Annotated in this window: 14 protein-coding genes; 8 read left to right on the top strand and 6 right to left on the bottom strand. The window is 73.1% G+C overall.

The window, feature by feature from the left end:
• Nucleotides 1–63: 63 nt before the first annotated feature.
• The 5 genes from CO540_RS20100 to CO540_RS20080 all read left to right on the top strand — a co-directional run bounded on the left by CO540_RS20100 (nt 64) and on the right by CO540_RS20080 (nt 5790).
• Nucleotides 64–2553, top strand: a complete 2490-nt coding sequence (locus CO540_RS20100; RefSeq protein WP_099164860.1) for a bifunctional diguanylate cyclase/phosphodiesterase — start codon at nt 64–66, stop codon at nt 2551–2553.
• A gap of 40 nt (nt 2554–2593) precedes the next feature.
• The gene (locus tag CO540_RS20095; RefSeq protein WP_099163218.1) at nt 2594–3949 is read left to right on the top strand and encodes a glycosyltransferase 87 family protein; all 1356 of its coding nucleotides are present in this window, start codon (nt 2594–2596) and stop codon (nt 3947–3949) included.
• On the top strand, nt 3946–4578 hold the full coding sequence (locus tag CO540_RS20090; RefSeq protein WP_099163217.1) for a phosphoribosyltransferase: 633 nt from the start codon (nt 3946–3948) through the stop codon (nt 4576–4578). Before CO540_RS20095 ends, CO540_RS20090 begins: the two co-directional genes overlap by 4 nt.
• A 23-nt stretch (nt 4579–4601) precedes the next feature.
• On the top strand, nt 4602–4994 hold the full coding sequence (locus CO540_RS20085; RefSeq protein WP_099163216.1) for a zf-TFIIB domain-containing protein: 393 nt from the start codon (nt 4602–4604) through the stop codon (nt 4992–4994).
• A 115-nt stretch (nt 4995–5109) separates the two neighbouring features.
• Nucleotides 5110–5790 (top strand): maleylpyruvate isomerase N-terminal domain-containing protein, encoded by a 681-nt coding sequence (locus tag CO540_RS20080; RefSeq protein WP_099164859.1) that lies wholly within the window; start codon nt 5110–5112, stop codon nt 5788–5790.
• Between the two features lie 5 nt (nt 5791–5795).
• On the opposite strand, the gene dnaB is transcribed toward CO540_RS20080, so the two are convergent.
• The gene (gene dnaB, locus CO540_RS20075) at nt 5796–7199 is read right to left on the bottom strand and encodes a replicative DNA helicase (protein ID WP_099163215.1); all 1404 of its coding nucleotides are present in this window, start codon (nt 7197–7199) and stop codon (nt 5796–5798) included.
• Nucleotides 7200–7592: 393 nt separating this feature from the next.
• On the opposite strand from dnaB, the gene CO540_RS20070 reads away from it, so the two are divergent.
• Nucleotides 7593–9149: a hypothetical protein gene (locus tag CO540_RS20070; protein WP_099163214.1), complete on the top strand. Its 1557-nt coding sequence runs from the start codon at nt 7593–7595 to the stop codon at nt 9147–9149.
• Between the two features lie 78 nt (nt 9150–9227).
• Here CO540_RS20070 and rplI read toward each other — a convergent pair whose 3' ends face one another.
• The 4 genes from rplI to rpsF form a co-directional block, all read right to left on the bottom strand.
• Nucleotides 9228–9674, bottom strand: coding sequence for a 50S ribosomal protein L9 (gene rplI / locus CO540_RS20065; protein WP_091567774.1), 447 nt, complete (start codon nt 9672–9674; stop codon nt 9228–9230).
• A gap of 14 nt (nt 9675–9688) precedes the next feature.
• Entirely contained in the window at nt 9689–9928 is a 240-nt protein-coding gene (gene rpsR / locus CO540_RS20060) for a 30S ribosomal protein S18 (RefSeq protein ID WP_013289355.1), read from the bottom strand.
• Between the two features lie 41 nt (nt 9929–9969).
• Nucleotides 9970–10500: a single-stranded DNA-binding protein gene (locus CO540_RS20055; protein ID WP_172967885.1), complete on the bottom strand. Its 531-nt coding sequence runs from the start codon at nt 10498–10500 to the stop codon at nt 9970–9972.
• An 82-nt stretch (nt 10501–10582) separates the two neighbouring features.
• Nucleotides 10583–10873, bottom strand: coding sequence for a 30S ribosomal protein S6 (gene rpsF / locus CO540_RS20050; RefSeq protein ID WP_046563719.1), 291 nt, complete (start codon nt 10871–10873; stop codon nt 10583–10585).
• 627 nt (nt 10874–11500) lie between these two features.
• Here rpsF and CO540_RS20045 point away from each other — a divergent pair.
• Both CO540_RS20045 and CO540_RS20040 read left to right on the top strand, forming a co-directional pair.
• Nucleotides 11501–12283 carry a deoxyribonuclease IV gene (locus CO540_RS20045; protein WP_099163213.1) on the top strand — a complete coding sequence of 261 codons (783 nt, stop codon included), beginning with the start codon at nt 11501–11503 and terminating at the stop codon, nt 12281–12283.
• The gene (locus CO540_RS20040; RefSeq protein WP_099163212.1) at nt 12280–14532 is read left to right on the top strand and encodes a hypothetical protein; all 2253 of its coding nucleotides are present in this window, start codon (nt 12280–12282) and stop codon (nt 14530–14532) included. Before CO540_RS20045 ends, CO540_RS20040 begins: the two co-directional genes overlap by 4 nt.
• Nucleotides 14533–14548: 16 nt before the next feature.
• Here CO540_RS20040 and CO540_RS20035 read toward each other — a convergent pair whose 3' ends face one another.
• On the bottom strand, nt 14549–16105 hold the full coding sequence (locus tag CO540_RS20035) for a glycosyltransferase family 87 protein (protein ID WP_099163211.1): 1557 nt from the start codon (nt 16103–16105) through the stop codon (nt 14549–14551).
• Between the last annotated feature and the right edge of the window lie 7 nt (nt 16106–16112).

Genomic DNA, 16112 nt, shown 5'->3' with positions numbered 1-16112 from the left:
GTGAGCGGCGGGTGACTCCGGTTGAGCCGAACGACGGAAGGCCGAACGGCTGTCGACCCGGCCCTGCGCGGACTCGTCTACACCCTCGTCCTCGGGGCGGCGACCATCGCGCTCGTCGCGATCCTCGCCGCCCGCAAGCAGCCTCCCGACTCCGTGCGGGATCTCGTCACGGTAGCGACGCTCGTGGTGACGGTCGCACTGGCCACCGTCATCAAGACCCGGCTACGGATCCGGTCGACGACCTTCTACTTCGCCTGGGTCGAGACGGCGATCGTCATCGGCCTCGCCGTCGCCCCGCCCTCCTGGGTCGTCCTGGCCACCGGCATCGGGGTGGCCTGCGGGTCGATCACCCGGCTGGCGCCGATCAAGGTGGCGTTCGCCATCGCGAAGCACACCCTGGTGGCCGGTGGCACCGCGGCCACCACACTGCTGCTCGGAGCCGCCTGGCCACCACGCGAACCGGTCGGCATCATCGTGCTGCTGGGATTCGTCTACCTGGTGGCCGCGGTCCTCGACGACGTGCTCGCGATCCCGGTCATCGCGCTCGCCTCCCGTACGCCGATCCTCCGCCAGTTCCGCAACGATCTCGACCTGCGGATCGCCGGCTTCGGCGTGCGCTTCCTGGTGGCCGTCGCCACCGTGCTCATCTTGCGGATCGATCCTCGACTGCTGCCCGCCGTGCCGCCACTCGTGCTCAGCCTGCACCTGGCCTACTCGTCCAGGATCCGTACCCGCACCGAACAGCAGGCGTGGCAACGCCTCGCCCGCGCCACCGACGCCCTCAACGTGGTCGACCTCGACCAGGTGCTGACCACCGCCGTCACCGAAGCCGCCGAACTCTTCTCCGCCGACGAGGTCGAGGTCGAACTGCGCGAGGGTGGACGCACCGTGCGGGGCAGCGCCCCCGCGGTCGCGTACGACGGCACGGCGCCACCGCCCAGCGAGGTGGACGGCCGGATCATGCCGGTCACGCTGGAAGGTCACGACCGGACCGACAACCTGGGCATGCTGCGGCTCAGGTTCGCCGGGCCGGTGGAGCTCTCCGAACGCGAGCAGTACACGCTGCGCACCTTCGCCTCCGCCCTCTGCACCGCGGTGCGCAACGCCCAGGCGTACACCGAACTCGCCCGCATCGCCGACGCCCACGCCTACGCCGCCACCCACGACGCCCTCACCGGCCTGTCCAACCGCCGCCACCTGCTGGACGAGGGCACCACCCACCTCACCACCCGGCACGCCGACGGCGTCACCGCCCTGGTGCTGATCGACCTCAACCACTTCAAGGAGGTCAACGACACCCTCGGGCACGCCGCCGGCGACCGGGTGCTGATCCAGGTCGCCGAACGGCTACGCGGCGCGGCCCGACCCGACGACCTGGTCGCCCGGCTCGGCGGCGACGAGTTCGCGGTGCTGCTGCGCGCCCTGCCCGCCCCGGCCGTCGCCGCCCACCGGGCCGAGGCCCTGCTCGCCGCCCTGCACGACCCGCTCGACCTGGACGGCATGCGGATCAGCGTGGAGGCCAGCGGCGGCATCGCCGTCGCCCCCGCCACCGGCGGGATGGCCGAGCTGCTGCGCCGCGCCGACGTGGCCATGTACCAGGCCAAACGGGCCGGCCAGCGGATCGCCACCTATGCACCCGCCCGCGACACCGCCGACCTGGGCCGGCTCACCCTCGGCGGGGAACTGCCCCGGGCCGTCGCCGACCACGAGTTCACCGTCAACTTCCAGCCCATCGTCGACCTGGCCAGCGGCGAGGTCACCGGCGCGGAGGCGCTGGCCCGCTGGCACCACCCGACCCACGGGCTGATCGACCCGCTGCGCTTCCTCGAAGCGGTGGAACGCTCCGGGCTGCTGCCCGCGTTCGCCGAGGCGATCCTCGACCAGGCGTTGATCGCGGCCGGCACCTGGCGCGACGCCGGCTTCGACCTGCCCGTCTCGGTGAACGTCTCACCCCGCAGCCTGCTCGACGCCCGCTTCCCCGGCGCCGTCCTGGCCCGGCTGCGCGCCCACGACCTGCCGCCGGACCGACTCGTGCTGGAACTCACCGAGACCCTCACCCTCAGCCAGCTCGACGTGGTCGACCGGGTGCTCAGCCGGCTCCGCGACTCCGGTGTCCGGCTCGCCCTCGACGACTTCGGCACCGGCTACTCGTCCCTCTCCCTGCTCTCCCGCATCCCGGTCCACGAACTCAAGATCGACCGCAGCTTCGTCACCGCCATGGAGACCGCACCCGAGGCCGCCGCCGTGATCCGCTCCACCCTCGACCTCGGACGCAGCCTCGACCTCACCGTGGTCGCCGAGGGAGTGGAGAGCGAACCGCAACGCCGCGCGCTCTGGGAGTTGGGCTGCGCGGCCGGGCAGGGCCACCTGTTCGCCCGCCCGCTACCCGCCGGCGCGCTCCTCGCCGCCCTCCAGCGCGGCGCCGGCGGCCGACCCGGCGCGCTCGCGCCGCCCCTGCACGACACCGGCGCCGTCATCCGCCTGCCCGGCCGCCGCACCGGCGGTCCGCGCACCCGCCCCGCCGCGCCCGCCGCCGACTCCCGGCAGCCCTGACCCGGCCGGGCCGCACCGCCGGTCTGCCAGACTGGCCCGCGTGACCGCCCACGCCGACCCGCCCGGCCCCGCCTCCCGCCGCTGGTCGGCACTCGACACCGCCGCCGGCGGCCTCGCCCTCGACCTGGGGCTCTACGCCGCCGCCACGATCTTCGCCGCGATCACCGCCGCCACCTCCACCCTGCCGCCGCACCGCGCCTGGGGCGCGATCGCCACCGTCGGGTACGCCCTCGCCACGCTCGCCGCCACCACCCAGCTCCTCGCCCGCCGCCGCGACCCCGGCACCACAGTGGCCGGGCTGCCCGCCCGCTGGACGGTCACCGCACTCACCTGGGCCACCACCGCCCTGCTGCCCGTCGTCGTGCAGAGCGTCCAACGGGCCGGCGGACGCACCGACCGGGCCCAGGAGGAGGTGATCGTGGTCGAACACGCCGGGACGCGCCTCGCCGAGCACGGCACCCCCTACCTCGGACCCGACGCGATCGCCGCCCTGCCGCCGGGCGAGCAGCTCCTCGGCTACACCCCCTACCAGCCCGGCATGGCGCTGTTCGGGCTGCCCCGCGCCGCCGTCGACGCCTGGTGGACCGACGCCCGCGTCTGGTTCGCCGTGGTCACCGCGCTCGTCCTCGCCGCCCTGGTCACCACGCTGCGCACCACCGGCGGCCCGACCACGCCCCGCCGCACCGCCGCCGTGCTGCGCGCCGTCCAGGCCGCCACCGTGCTGCCCGTCTGCGCGCTCACCCTCGCCACCGGCGGCGACGACCTCCCCGTACTCGCGCTCTGCCTGCTCGCCCTCGCCCTCGCCGCCGCCGACCGACCCGGCCGCGCCGGCCTCGCGGTCGGCGCCGCCGGCGCCCTGAAACTCTTCGCCTGGCCGGTGGCGATCGTGCTGGTCTGCTGGGCCGCCACCCGCCGCGCCGCCGGCCGCACCGCCCTCGGCGCCCTCGGCCTCCCCGTCCTCGCCCTGGTGCCGGTCCTCCTCGTCGACCGCGACGCCCTGGTCGAGAACGTGCTGCGCTTCCCCCTCGGCCACGGCCTGGTGACCAGCCCCGCCCAGTCCCCGTTCCCCGGCCACCTGATCGCCGAGACGCTGCCCGCCGGCCGCGCCGTCGCCGCCGCGCTGCTCGTCGCGGTCGGCCTGGCGATCGCCGTCCGGCTGCTGCGCCGACCGCCGCGCACCGCCGCCGCCACCGCCACCATCTGCGGGTACGGGCTGCTCGCCGCGATCCTCCTGATGCCCTCCACCCGCTTCGGCTACCTGCTCTACCCGGTCGCCCTGCTCGTCCTCGCCCCGGCGCTGACGCGCACCGAACGCCCGAACCGGGACCCCGGCGCCCCGCCATTCCCGGCAACCGCCCGCCGCGACGCGGCCGGAGGGCGTACACCTGAGGGATGACCACCTACCGCGACCGGACCGAGGCGGGACGCGACCTCGCCGAACGACTCACCGACCTCGCCGGCCGACCCGACGTCATCGTCCTCGGCCTGGTGCGCGGCGGCGTACCCGTCGCCCGGGTGATCGCCGACCGGCTGGGCGCCCCCCTCGACGTGCTGGTCGTCCGCAAGCTCGGCGTGCCCTGGGCGCCCGAGGTCGCGTACGGCGCACTCGGCCCCGGCGGCGTGCAGGTCCTCAACGACATGGTCGCCGGCCGGATCAGCGAGAACGACCGGGCCCAGGTCCGCCGCCGCGAACAGGCCGAACTGGAGCGCCGCGAACAGCGCTACCGCGCCGGCCGCCCACCCCTGGACCTGACCGGACGCACCGCGGTCGTCGTCGACGACGGGCTCGCCACCGGCGCCACCGCCCGCGCCGCCGTCCAGGTCGCCCGCCACCTCGGCGCCACCCGCGTGCTCGTCGCCGTCCCGGTCGGCTCCGAGCAGGCGTACGAGATGCTCGCCGACACCGCCGACACGGTCGTGAGCTGCCAACTCCCGCCGGACTTCGCCGCCGTCGGCGCCTACTACGACGACTTCCACGAGGTCTCCGACGACGAGGTGACGCAGACGCTGACCGCCACCGCGTGAAATCACCCGGTACCGTCGATGTCATGCAGCTCACTTGTCCCAAATGCCACGGAGAGATGCGCCAGTACGAGCGCAGCGGAGTAGTCATCGACCAGTGCGGCGAGTGCCGCGGAATCTTCCTCGACCGCGGCGAGCTCGAGAAGCTGTTCGAGGCCGAGGCCAACTGGAACCAGCAGCACGGGGGCGCCCGACAGGCCGCACCCGCCGGCGCCGGCTACCCGCCGCCGCCACCCCCGCCCGCCGCCGCGCCGCACCAGCCCGGCTACGGCGCGGTCCCCCCGCCCCCTCCGCCGCCCCCGCCCGGCCACGGGTACCCGCAGCCCGCGTACGGCCACGGTCAGCAGCAGCACTACGGCTACCACGGTCACTACCGGCGCAAGAAGAAGCACGGCTTCCTCGGCGAACTGTTCGACTGACCGCTCGCCGCCCCTGTCGGCGGGGGTCCTTCCGGTCGTCTCGACGGCCTGGAGAGCCCCCGCCCGACCCCTCGCCGCCGTGCCGACCGTCCCGCGCCGTGGCAGGCTGCTCGGCATGAGCCCGATCCGGCCGCACGAGGCGCTGGCCCAGGCCTACGACGGCATCACCGCGGTCGTCGCCCCACTCGACGACGCCGGCCTGCAACGGCCCACCCGGTGCCGCGGCTGGCTCGTCGCCGACCTGCTCTTCCACGTGCTCTGCGACGCCCAGCGCGCACTCGTCGCCCTGGCCAGCCCGGCCCCCGGCCCGGCCGACGTGGACGACGTCAGCTACTGGCGGGCGTTCACCCCCGACGACGACGGGGCGGGCGCGCGACACGCCTGGTGGGCCCGGCGCTCGGCCGCCGCCTTCGACCGGCCCACCGGCATCGTCCGGATCTGGTCCGACACCGCCCCCGCGGCCGTCCGCGCGGCCGCGACCGCCGACCCCGACGGGTACGTGACCACGCAGGGCCACGTGCTGCGCGTACCCGATCTGCTCGCGACCCTGACCACCGAGGCGGTCGTCCACCACCTGGACCTGGTGGTGGACCTGCCCGACGCGCCGCTGCCGGCGGCGGACCCGACCCGGCTCGCGGTGACCACGATGGACGGCCTGCTCAGCGACGAGGCGGTGCGGCCGGCCGGGTGGGACGACCACGAGTATCTGCTGAAGGCCACCGGGCGGATGCCGCTGACCGACCGGGACCGGGTGGAGCTGGGCGAGGCCGCGGGGTGGTTCCCGCTGATGGGCTGACGCCGTCAGACGATGGCCATGTCCACGAACCGCGACAGGTGCAGCTGGGCCGCGACGGTGACGGTGTCCGTCGGCCCATTTCTGTGCTTGGCGATGATGAAGTCCGCCTCCCCAGCGCGGGGTGACTCCTTGTCATAGTAGTCATCACGGTGCAAGAGGATCACAACGTCAGCATCCTGCTCAATTGAGCCAGATTCACGCAAATCGGACAACTGCGGTCGCTTGTCGGTACGTTGCTCCGGGCCACGGTTCAGCTGGCTCACCGCGATCACCGGGCACTCGACCTCCTTGGCCAGCAGCTTCAGGCCACGGGACAGGTCCGCGACCTCCTGCTGCCGGCTCTCGGTGCGCTTCGGTGACGTCATCAGCTGGAGATAGTCGACCACGATCAGCTTGAGGTCGTGCCGCTGCTTGAGCCGCCGTGCCTTCGCCCGGATCTCCATCAGGTTCATGCTCGGGGTGTCGTCGACGAAGAGCGGCGCCTCGCTGATCTCGCCCATGCAGCGCGCCAGCTTGGTCCAGTCGTCGTCGGAGAGCTGCCCGCTGCGCAGCACGTGCAGCGGTACGCGCGCCTCGGCCGAGAGGAGTCGCATGACGATCTCGACCTTGCTCATCTCCAGCGAGAAGATCGCCGACGCCTGGTTGGCTCGAATAGCCGCATTTCGGGCAAAGTCCATTGAAGCCGTACTTTTTCCGAGACCAGGCCTGCCTGCCACAATGATCAATTGGCCGGCGTGCAGGCCGTTGAGCAGCCGGTCGAGGTCGGTGAAGCCGGTCGGCACGCCGGTCATCACCCCGCCCTGGGCGCCGACCGCCTCGATCTCGTCAAGGGTCGGCTGGAGCATGTCGGCCAGGACCGCGAAGTCCTCGCTGACCCGCTTCTCGGTGACCTCGTAGACGGCCTGCTGGGCCAGATCGACGACGTCGTCCACGTCCCGGCTGCCGCCCTGGCCGGTGCCGTAGCCGAGCTGCACGATCCGGGTGCCGGCCTCCACCAGGCGGCGGAGCACGGCCCGCTCGCCCACGATGCGGGCGTAGTAGGCGGCGTTCGCGGCGGTGGGCACGCTGGCGATCAGCGTGTGCAGGTAGGGCGCGCCGCCGATGCGGGCGAGGTCGCCGGAGTCGGCGAGCGCCGCTGCCACCGTGATCGGGTCGGCGGGTTCGCCCCGGCCGTAGATGTCGAGGATGGCGTCGAAGATGGTGGCGTGCACCGGGCGGTAGAAGTCGTTGGTCTTGAGGATCTCGACGACGTCCGCGATGGCGTCCTTGGAGAGCAGCATGCCGCCGAGGACGCACTGCTCGGCGGCCACGTCCTGGGGCGGCGTCTTCTCGAACGGCGCGTCGCGTGGCGGTTGTTCGGACGGTGGCCCCCCGGCCCGTTCCGCCCGTGTCTCGTCGGTGACCGACACGGGTCCCCCCTTGTTGCGTCGGGTCGAGTCCAGCTCTATCGCCTGGGTACGACAACTTCCGCCGACCCTCCGGTCGATCGGGGGTCATCGTCCGGCGGTCGGTGGCCACGATACGGAACCCGAGGTCAGCCACCAACAGGGCCGGTGGACGAGCCTCGGGACAACCTGTGGACGCACGGGGGGCGACATGTGCGCAGGGTGTGCACAGGGGTGTGGAAAAGTGATGGGGAATTCCGGGCCTATCGCTCCTGACCTGGGCTTTTCCCATCCCCACCCTGTGGACGGAAGATTTCGGGTCGAGCCTTGCCGCCGATCGTCCCGTACTATCGCTGCGAACGGCTACACCTGGACAGCGGGTTGCACTTTCGGGTTGAGAAGGGTCACGCTCCGGCCGTGAGACACCGGGACTGGGGAAGCGGGGAGGACAGCCCGCGCGAGCGCCGGCCGAGCGGTTCCTGGGACGATCCCGCCGGTTCGCGCGGTGTCGAGCCGTACGCGTCGGAACGTTCCCGCACCCAGAGCCGGCGGCGGGCGATCGAGCGTGGCCAGGACGAGCCGGTGGACGCCTACCTTCCGCGGTGGGCGGTGGAGTCGGGGATCAGTCGTGCGGACGGTGGCGGGCGGCATGCCGCGCCGGACGACGACGAGGTTGAGCCCTACTCCGTCGGTGACCGGCGGCCGGAGGCCGGCCGGCTACGGGACGACGGCCGGCGTGAGCTGCGGGCGATCGGCGCGGGCCCGGTGTCGGACCACACCGCCGAGTGGACGATGGACGCCCCGCAGGAGCAGGGGTACGTCGGGAGCCGGCGGGCCGAGGGGGCCGAGGACGGGCCGGTGTCGGGGGTGGCGCCGCGGGCGCGTCCCCGTCGTGCGGCGAGCCGCAAGCCGCAGGTGACCTGGTCGGGGCTGGCGGATGAGGCCGGTCCGGTCGGTGACTCCGGTGGGTGGGAGGCGGAACGGCCGACCCGGCGGAGCCGGCGGGCGGCCAGCGACTCGTCCTGGTCGCCGCCGGCGGCGGAGCCGTCGTGGTCTCGGCCCGCGGCGGCGGAGCCGTCGTGGCCGCAGCCCGCGGTCGACCCGTGGGAGCGGGGCCGGGCGGTGGAGCCGGGTCCGGCGGAACCGCCGGCGGTGGATCCGTGGGACGCGTCGGGTGTGCACGCGTGGGGTCGGGCGGCCACCGGGAGCAGGTGGGACCAGTCGGAGAGCCGGTGGGACCGCACCGAGCACACGGGTGAGTGGGACCGGTTCACCGATACGGGCTATCTGGAGCGGGTGCGCGACGGCGGCGACCGCTATGCGGACGTCGATCCCTGGGATCGGACGGCGCCGCCGGTCCGGGAGGGCTGGGCGTCTCCGGAGCGGGCCGAGGAGTTCTGGTCGGGTACCCGGCTGGCGGGTGACGATCCGCGCTGGATGGAGACGCCTCCGTCGGCGCCGCGGTCGCCGATGGTGGCGTACACCGCTCCGCGTCCGCGTGCCGCGCCGCGCCGGCGGCCGGTGGAGCCGGTGCGGTCGGGCGGGTCGGCGCTGCGGCAGCGGGTGGAGACGATCGGCGGCGGCTCGTGGAGCCGGCGGCTGGAGGACGACCTGCTGGACCCGGACCCGGGTGGTCCGTTGCGGCCGCTGGTCTACACGGCCGCCTGCTATCTGGTGCCGGCGGTGTTGCTCTTCCTGGGTCTGGTGTTCCTGAACGGGCAGGCTCCGGCGGGCTGTGTCACCGACCTCACCGGCGGGGGTTGCGACTCGCCGCGGGCGCATGCGCTCGCGTCGTTGTTGGCGGCGGCGCCGCGGTTCGGGCTGGCGATGGTGAGCAGCCTCGTGGTGGCGGTGCTGTTGCGGCAGGTCGGCACGACCTGGCGGTCGGCGACGGTGGCGTTGGCGGCGGCCGTGGTGGGTGGCGGGCTGTCCACGGTGGTGATCAGCGCGGTGACCGGCCAGCCGATCGGTTGACGTCGGCGCGGGGCGCGGTGGGATGCGGAAGGGCCCGCACCGGTGTCCGGTGCGGGCCCTCGCGTCGTGCTGGTGGCGTCAGCCCTTGACCACGTTCAGGTCGAACTTGGCGGTCACCTCGGGGTGCAGCCGGATGCTGACCGGGTAGGCGCCGAGCGACTTGATGTGGCCGGGCGTCTCCAGCCGGCGACGGTCCAGGGTCGGACCGCCGGCGGCCTTGACGGCCTCGACGATCTCGGCCGGGGTGACCGAGCCGAAGAGCCGCCCGCCGTCGCCGGCGCGGGCCTTGAGGTTGACCTTCAGGCCCTCGAGCTGGCCCTTGATCTCGTTGGCGTGGCCGAGGTCGCGGACCTCGCGGGCCGAGCGGGCCCGCTTGATGACCGTGACCTGCTTCTCGGCACCCTTGGTCCAGGCGATCGCGAAGCCCTGCGGCAGCAGGTAGTTACGGCCGTAGCCGTCCTTGACCTCGACGATGTCGCCCGGAGAGCCGAGGCCGGACACCTCCTGAGTCAGGATGATCTTCATGTCCGTGCCTCCTCTCAGCGGGTCGTGGCCGTGTACGGCAGGAGCGCCATCTCGCGGGCGTTCTTGACCGCACGGGCGATCTGCCGCTGCTGCTGCGAGGTCACGCCGGTCACCCGTCGAGCGCGGATCTTGCCGCGGTCGGAGATGAACTTGCGCAGCAGCGCGGTGTCCTTGTAATCGATGTAGGTGATCCCGTCCTTGTCGAGCGGGTTCACCTTCTTCTTCGGCTTGCGCAGTGCCGCAGCCTTCGCCATTGCTCTTGCTCCTGGTTTGCGATCGCGGGCGCTCGGCGCCATCAGAACGGGGGCTCCTCGTCGAAGTTTCCGCCGCCCGAACCACCGCGGGAGGGGGCCGGGGCAGCCGAGGCCCAGGGGTCGTCGAAGTTGCCTCCGCCGCCACCCTGGCCGCCACCACCACCGAAGCCGCCGCCACCGCCACCGGAGCGGGACATCTTCTGCACCTTCGCCGTGGCGTAGCGCAGGGACGGGCCGATCTCGTCGACCTCCAGCTCGATGACGGTGCGCTTCTCACCCTCGCGGGTCTCGTACGACCGCTGACGAAGCCGGCCGGACACGATCACCCGGGCGCCGCGCTGCAGCGACTCGGCGACGTTCTCGGCGGCCTGGCGCCAGACCGTGCACGAGAGGAACAGCGGCTCGCCGTCCTTCCACTCGCCGGACGCCTTGTCCATGAACCGGGGCGTCGAAGCGACCCGGAACTTGGCGACCGCCGCGCCGGAGGGGGTGAACCGCAACTCGGGGTCATCGGTCAGGTTGCCGATGACCGTGATGGTGGTGTCTCCTGCCATGACCATCTCCTCGCGCACTCATCTTTGTGCCGTACAGGCTCTCAGAGCCGTACGACAGCGTGGATGAGGCTTGTGATCCGGACGTGCCGGGTCTAGATGCTCAGCGCATCTCCGGGCGGATGACCTTGGTGCGCAGCACCGACTCGTTGAGTCGGAGCTGACGGTCCAGCTCGGCCACGGCCTCCGGCGACGCCTGGAGGTCGATGACGGCGTAGATGCCCTCGGCCTTCTTGTTGATCTCGTACGCGAGGCGCCGGCGGCCCCACACGTCGGTCTTCTCCACCGAGCCACCCGCGGTCCGGATCACGTTCAGGTACGTGTCGAGCGACGGGGCGACGGTGCGCTCCTCGAGGCTGGGGTCGAGGATCACCATGACTTCGTAATGACGCAAGACGTGCTCACCTCCTGTGGGCTAAGCGGCCACGGTCCTTCCGTGGCAGGAGGTCGTGCGTCGCTGCCCGCCCGGTGCCGGGGGAACCCGGCCGGACGCGGACAACCGGACCAGGATAGCCGGTCCGGACGATCATGCCCGGGCCGGTGGCCCGGACGCGGTGACAGGGGCCCACCGTCGGCGTCGCGCGCCGTGCGGTGGACCCCTGTCCACGGGGCCGCGGGGCGTCCCGTCCGCATTCCTTGGGTGGGACCTGGGGAGGAACGACCACACCGATGAGGTTGGATCGAGGACGCCCCGCGGAGCTTTATCGTGTTGTCACCTGGTCTGACCATACAACGGCTCTCGTCACCACTTGGGGTAAATGGAGGAATTCGTCCATCTGGCTCCGGGTGGTGCCGGCGTACCGGCGGATCCCGCCCCGTCGTGCCGGGCCGCACGGCGGGGCGTCCCGTTACCGGGGGTCTCCGCTCATCCGTCCGTGCTGTGGACCACGTCCGGCGGAGCGTCGACCATCGATCCCACCTCGGACAACGACCGCCGGGGCGGGTGGTGACGCGTCCACCCGCCGGAACCCCCCGCGCGCGTGCGTACCGCGCGTCGCAGGCGAGACGTAGGCTGCCCTGCATGCGAATCGGAGCCCACGTCGATCCGACCGACCCGCTGGCCGAGGCGGCCGCCCGGGACGCCGAGGCGGTGCAGTTCTTCCTCGCCGACCCGCAGGGCTGGAAGGCCCCGAAGCCGCGGGAGGACGCCGAACGCCTCCGCGCCGCCGACGTCGACCTCTACGTCCACGCGCCGTATGTGATCAACGTGGCCACGCTCAACAACCGGATCCGCATCCCGAGCCGCAAGCTGCTCCTCGGCCACGCCGCCGCGGCGGCGGCGGTCGGCGCCAGGGGGCTGATCGTGCACGGCGGCCACGTCAACGCCGGTGACGACCTGGCGGTCGGCTTCGACAACTGGCGCAAGACCTTCGCGTACGCGGCGGACTCCGGCGGCTTCCCGCTCCCGGTGCTGATCGAGAACACCGCCGGCGGGGACAATGCCTGCGCCCGGCACCTGGACGCGCTGGCCCGCCTCTGGGACGCGCTCGGCGACCACGAGGTCGGTTTCTGCCTCGACACCTGCCACGCCCACGCCGGCGGCGAGGAACTGCTGGGCCTGGTCGACCGGGTCAAGGCGATCACCGGCCGGATCGACCTGATCCACGCCAACAACTCCAAGGGCGCCTTCAACTCGGGTCAGGACCGGCACGACAACCTGACCGGCGGCACCATCGACCCGGAGCTGCTGGTGGCGGTGATCCGGGCCGCCGGCGCGCCGGTCATCGTGGAGACGCCCGGCGGTGTCGACGGGCAGGCGGCCGACATCGCGTTCCTGCGCGCCCAGCTGGGCGCCACGGCATGACCACCGAGCAGTCCGACGCGCGCGGCGGCCGGTCCGACGCCGAGCCGGGGCCGGCCCCGGAGGAGATCGAGGCGGAGAAGCCGGCCGCGACCGGCGACACGCCGCCCAATGCCAGCTCGCGACCCGGCGGGACGGCGGCGTCCACCGACGCGGCGCGGGCCGACGCCGAACCCGGCACCGGGCGGCGGGCCGGCAGGAAGCGCCGGGCCCGGAAGAAGAGCCCGGCCGTGACCGCCACCGTGGCCGGTGGCGGCGCCAGCGGCGACGAGGGCAGCGGGACGACCGCCGGTGACCGGGCCGAAACCGGCGACGACGCCGCATCGCGGGCCGGCGCCACCGGCGCCACCGACGACGACGCCGCAACGCAGGCCAGCGCCACCGACGACGCCACCGGCGACCACGCCACCACCAAGGCCGACGGCACCGGCGACCACGCCTCGGACACCGACGACGCCGAGGACGAGGACCGCGACGACAAGCCGGCCGATCCCTTCTCGGCGTTCGGGCCAGCGCCCGAGCCGGTGCTCGGCCGGGTGCGCCGCGCCACCCGCGCGGTGGGTCGGTTCCTGGTGCACGAGTGGACGCTCGCCGCCGTCGCCGCGCTGGCGGTGGCCGTGGCGATGACCTGGCCCACGCTGCGCTACCCGCGCTACACGTTGCCGCAGGACTACTGGGACCCGAGCCTGCAGGCGTGGCAGATGGCGTGGTCCGGGCACATCCTGCGCACCGACCCGGCGATGCTGTGGCACTCCAACGCGTTCTTCCCGGAGAACTGGAGCTTCGCGTTCTCCGACACCCTGCTCGGCTATGCCCCGGCGGGCCTGATCGGGGTCGGCCCGGAGCACGCCGTGCTCCGCTACAACATCATGTTCGTGCTGGCGCACGCGCTCGCCGCGTTCGGGGCGTACTCGTTGGCGCGGCAGCTGGGCGCGGGCCGGATCGGCGGCGCGGTGGCCGGGGCGAGCTTCGCGTACGCGCCGTGGCTGCTGGCCCAGGCGGGCCACCTGCACATCATCTCCAACGGCGGCATCCCGCTGGCGCTGGCCATGTTGGCCCGGGGGCACGGCTGGTCGCTGCGGTACGGCTACCGGCCGCGTCGCCGGCACGCGGGGTGGGCGTTCGCCGGCTGGCTGGTGGCCGCCTGGCAGCTCAGCCTGGGCTTCGGCATCGGGTTGCCGTTCGCCTACCTGCTGGCCGGTGTCGTGCTGGTCGCGGTGGTGCTGTGGTTCGTCCGGCGGCGCCGGGTGAAGCGTCCGTTCGGTCGGCGGCTGTTCCTGGCCGACCTGCTCGGCGGGCTGGTCTTCGCGGTGGTGGGCGGGTTGCTGGCGATCCCGTTCTTCAAGGTCGCCGAGCTGCACCCCAACGCGGCGCGCACGCTCGCCGAGATCCAGCTCTACTCGCCGCCGGCCAGCGGGTTCTTCACCGCGCCGGCCGAGTCCCGGGTCTGGGGCGAGCTGCACGAGGGGGCCCGGGCCGTGCTGCCCTGGAGCCCGGAGATGACGCTGCTGCCCGGCTTCGTGCTCTACGCGCTGGCCGCCGGTGGGCTGTTCTTCTCGGTCTGGCGGGTCCGGCACCGGCTGTTCCTGCTCGCCGGGGTGCTGGTGACGATGGCGCTGGGCATGGGCACCCGGTTCCTCGGCGGCCGGTTCACCTACGTGCCGCTCTTCGACTACCTGCCGGGATGGAACGGGCTGCGCACGCCGGGCCGGATGATGCTGTGGACCACCCTGCTCCTCGGTCTGCTCGCGGCCGGCGCGGTCACCGCGTTCTGCATGCGGGTGCGCGAGCTGGCCGCCGAGCGGGTCCCGCCATGGCCCGGCCCGTGGCTGCGGCTCGCCACGCTGGTGCCGCTGCTGCTGGTGCTGGCGGAGGGGCTGAACGTCACCCCGCACCCGGTGGTGCCGCAGCAGCCGGCGGTGATGCGGATCGTCGACGGCCCGATGCTGGTGCTGCCGAGCAGCCAGAACCTGGACCAGCCGGTGATGCTCTGGTCGACCGACAAGTTCCAGCCGATGGTCAACGGCGGCAGTGGTTTCACCCCGAACTCGCAGACCCAGATCCGCGAGGCCACGGTCAGCTTCCCCGACTTCGCCAGCATCGACTACCTGCGGCGGGTCGGGGTGAAGACCGTGGTGGTGCTCCCCGAACGGCTCGGCGGCACCCCGTGGGAGGGGATGCTCGACCGACCGGTCGAGGGGCTGGGCGTGAGTCGGGAGCAGGTCGCCGGGGCGGTGGTCTACCGGCTGTAGGGCCGGCCGGCTCCGCTCAGACGGGGACGGGTTCGACGGGGCGGTCGACGGCGCCCGAGCGCCAGCGTTGGTGCCAGGGCGCGTCGGGCGCGCCGTCGAGCAGCCCGCCGTCCGGGTCGTCGGCGTAGGTCTGGCGGACCGCGTCCCGCTCGGGCCGCAGGATGTCCCGGATCACGAAGCCGCAGAGCACCGCCACGGTGACCAGGCGCAGGCTGGACGCCAGCACGAACACGCCCTCGGGGAAGACCGGCCGGGACGTGGCGGTGCCGAGCAGTTCGCCGTAGAACGCCGCGAAGTAGCAGACCTCGGCGAACTGCCAGGCCAGGAACGCGCCCCAGCGGGGCCGGGCGAGCACCGCGAGCGGCAGCAGCCAGAGCACGAACTGCTGCGACCAGACCTTGCTGAAGATGAGGAACGCGGCGACCACCAGGAAGGCGAGCTGCGCCAACCGGGGCCGGCGCGGGGCGAGCAGCGCCAGCGCGGCGACGCCGAGGCAGGCCGCCCCGAACAGCAGGTACGACACCCAGTTGAGGGTGGAGATGTTGGCGTTGAGCCACTCGAACGGCCCGAGTTCGCCGGGCGCGGAGGGGCTGATCCGGCCGTCGAGGTAGCGGCCGATGTACCAGAGCGTGCCCCAGTCGATGGGGCGGGTGGTGTTGAGGTCGAAGAAGCGTTCCCAGTTCTCCCGGTAGGGGATGGCCACCGGAAGGTTCACCGCGACCAGCGCCACCAGTGCGGAGGCGGTGGCGACGAGCCCGGCCAGCAGTCGACCGGCCCGCGCGCAGAGGACGAGGATCGGCCCGAGGAGGAACAGCGGCCACATCTTCGCCGCGCCGCCGAGCCCGATCAGCACGCCGGCCAGCCCGGGCAGCAGCATGCCGTACCGGTCGGGTCGGGTACGGGCCCAGGCCAGCAGCCCGAACGCGGCCAGGCCGACGGCGAGCAGGTCCCAGTTGACGGTGGCGGTGAGCACCAGGGCCGGGGAGAGCGCGAACAGCGCCGCGTCCCAGGGTCGTCGCCGGCGCAGGTTGAGGATGACGGCGACGGTGGCGACGGCGAGCGCGCCGAGCACCAGTGCGGTCAGGTTGTAGAACCACTGGCCCTGGTTCATGCCGGGGTTGTCGACGCCGACGGCGTGCACCGGCAGGCCGATCGCGCCCATGAGGTAGCCGGTCAGCACCGGGTATTCCACCGGGTGGTCGGCGTAGGGCACCTTGCCCTCGTTGAGCCCCTCGGCGTAGTAGAGCGCCAGCACGTCGGTGTAGCACATCCGGGTGTACTGGACGTTGTTCTGCCAGGCGCCGTCCTGGCACGGCGACTTCTGCACCCAGTGCAGGGCGAGCGTCAGGCAGACCAGCGCCAGCACGATCCGCGCGGCGGTCCAGAACCGACCCTCCCGGCCGGCGGGCCGGTCCAACGCGGTGGCGTGGTCACCCAGCGGCCCGCCGATCAGGCCGGAGGTGCCCCGGACGAACCAGTCCGATCGGGACGGGTGGTCCACGGCCGTTGCGGGTCGTGGCACGGCCCCGGACTCGCCGGGCTCGTCGATGCCTGCGGGCGACTGGGTGCTCATGGAGAGG

It is taken from the genome of Micromonospora sp. WMMA2032, assembly GCF_002688545.1.
Classification (GTDB): Bacteria; Actinomycetota; Actinomycetes; order Mycobacteriales; family Micromonosporaceae; genus Micromonospora; species Micromonospora sediminicola.
This window is presented reverse-complemented; position numbering and strand designations above follow the sequence as displayed.

Coding starts and splice junctions, on each gene's coding strand:
- CO540_RS20090 (WP_099163217.1), top strand. CDS start 3,946: ATGACCACCTACCGCGACCGGACCGAGGCGGGACGCGACCTCGCCGAA.
- CO540_RS20085 (WP_099163216.1), top strand. CDS start 4,602: ATGCAGCTCACTTGTCCCAAATGCCACGGAGAGATGCGCCAGTACGAG.
- CO540_RS20080 (WP_099164859.1), top strand. CDS start 5,110: ATGAGCCCGATCCGGCCGCACGAGGCGCTGGCCCAGGCCTACGACGGC.
- rplI (WP_091567774.1), bottom strand. CDS start 9,674: ATGAAGATCATCCTGACTCAGGAGGTGTCCGGCCTCGGCTCTCCGGGC.
- rpsR (WP_013289355.1), bottom strand. CDS start 9,928: ATGGCGAAGGCTGCGGCACTGCGCAAGCCGAAGAAGAAGGTGAACCCG.
- CO540_RS20045 (WP_099163213.1), top strand. CDS start 11,501: ATGCGAATCGGAGCCCACGTCGATCCGACCGACCCGCTGGCCGAGGCG.
- CO540_RS20040 (WP_099163212.1), top strand. CDS start 12,280: ATGACCACCGAGCAGTCCGACGCGCGCGGCGGCCGGTCCGACGCCGAG.
- CO540_RS20035 (WP_099163211.1), bottom strand. CDS start 16,105: ATGAGCACCCAGTCGCCCGCAGGCATCGACGAGCCCGGCGAGTCCGGG.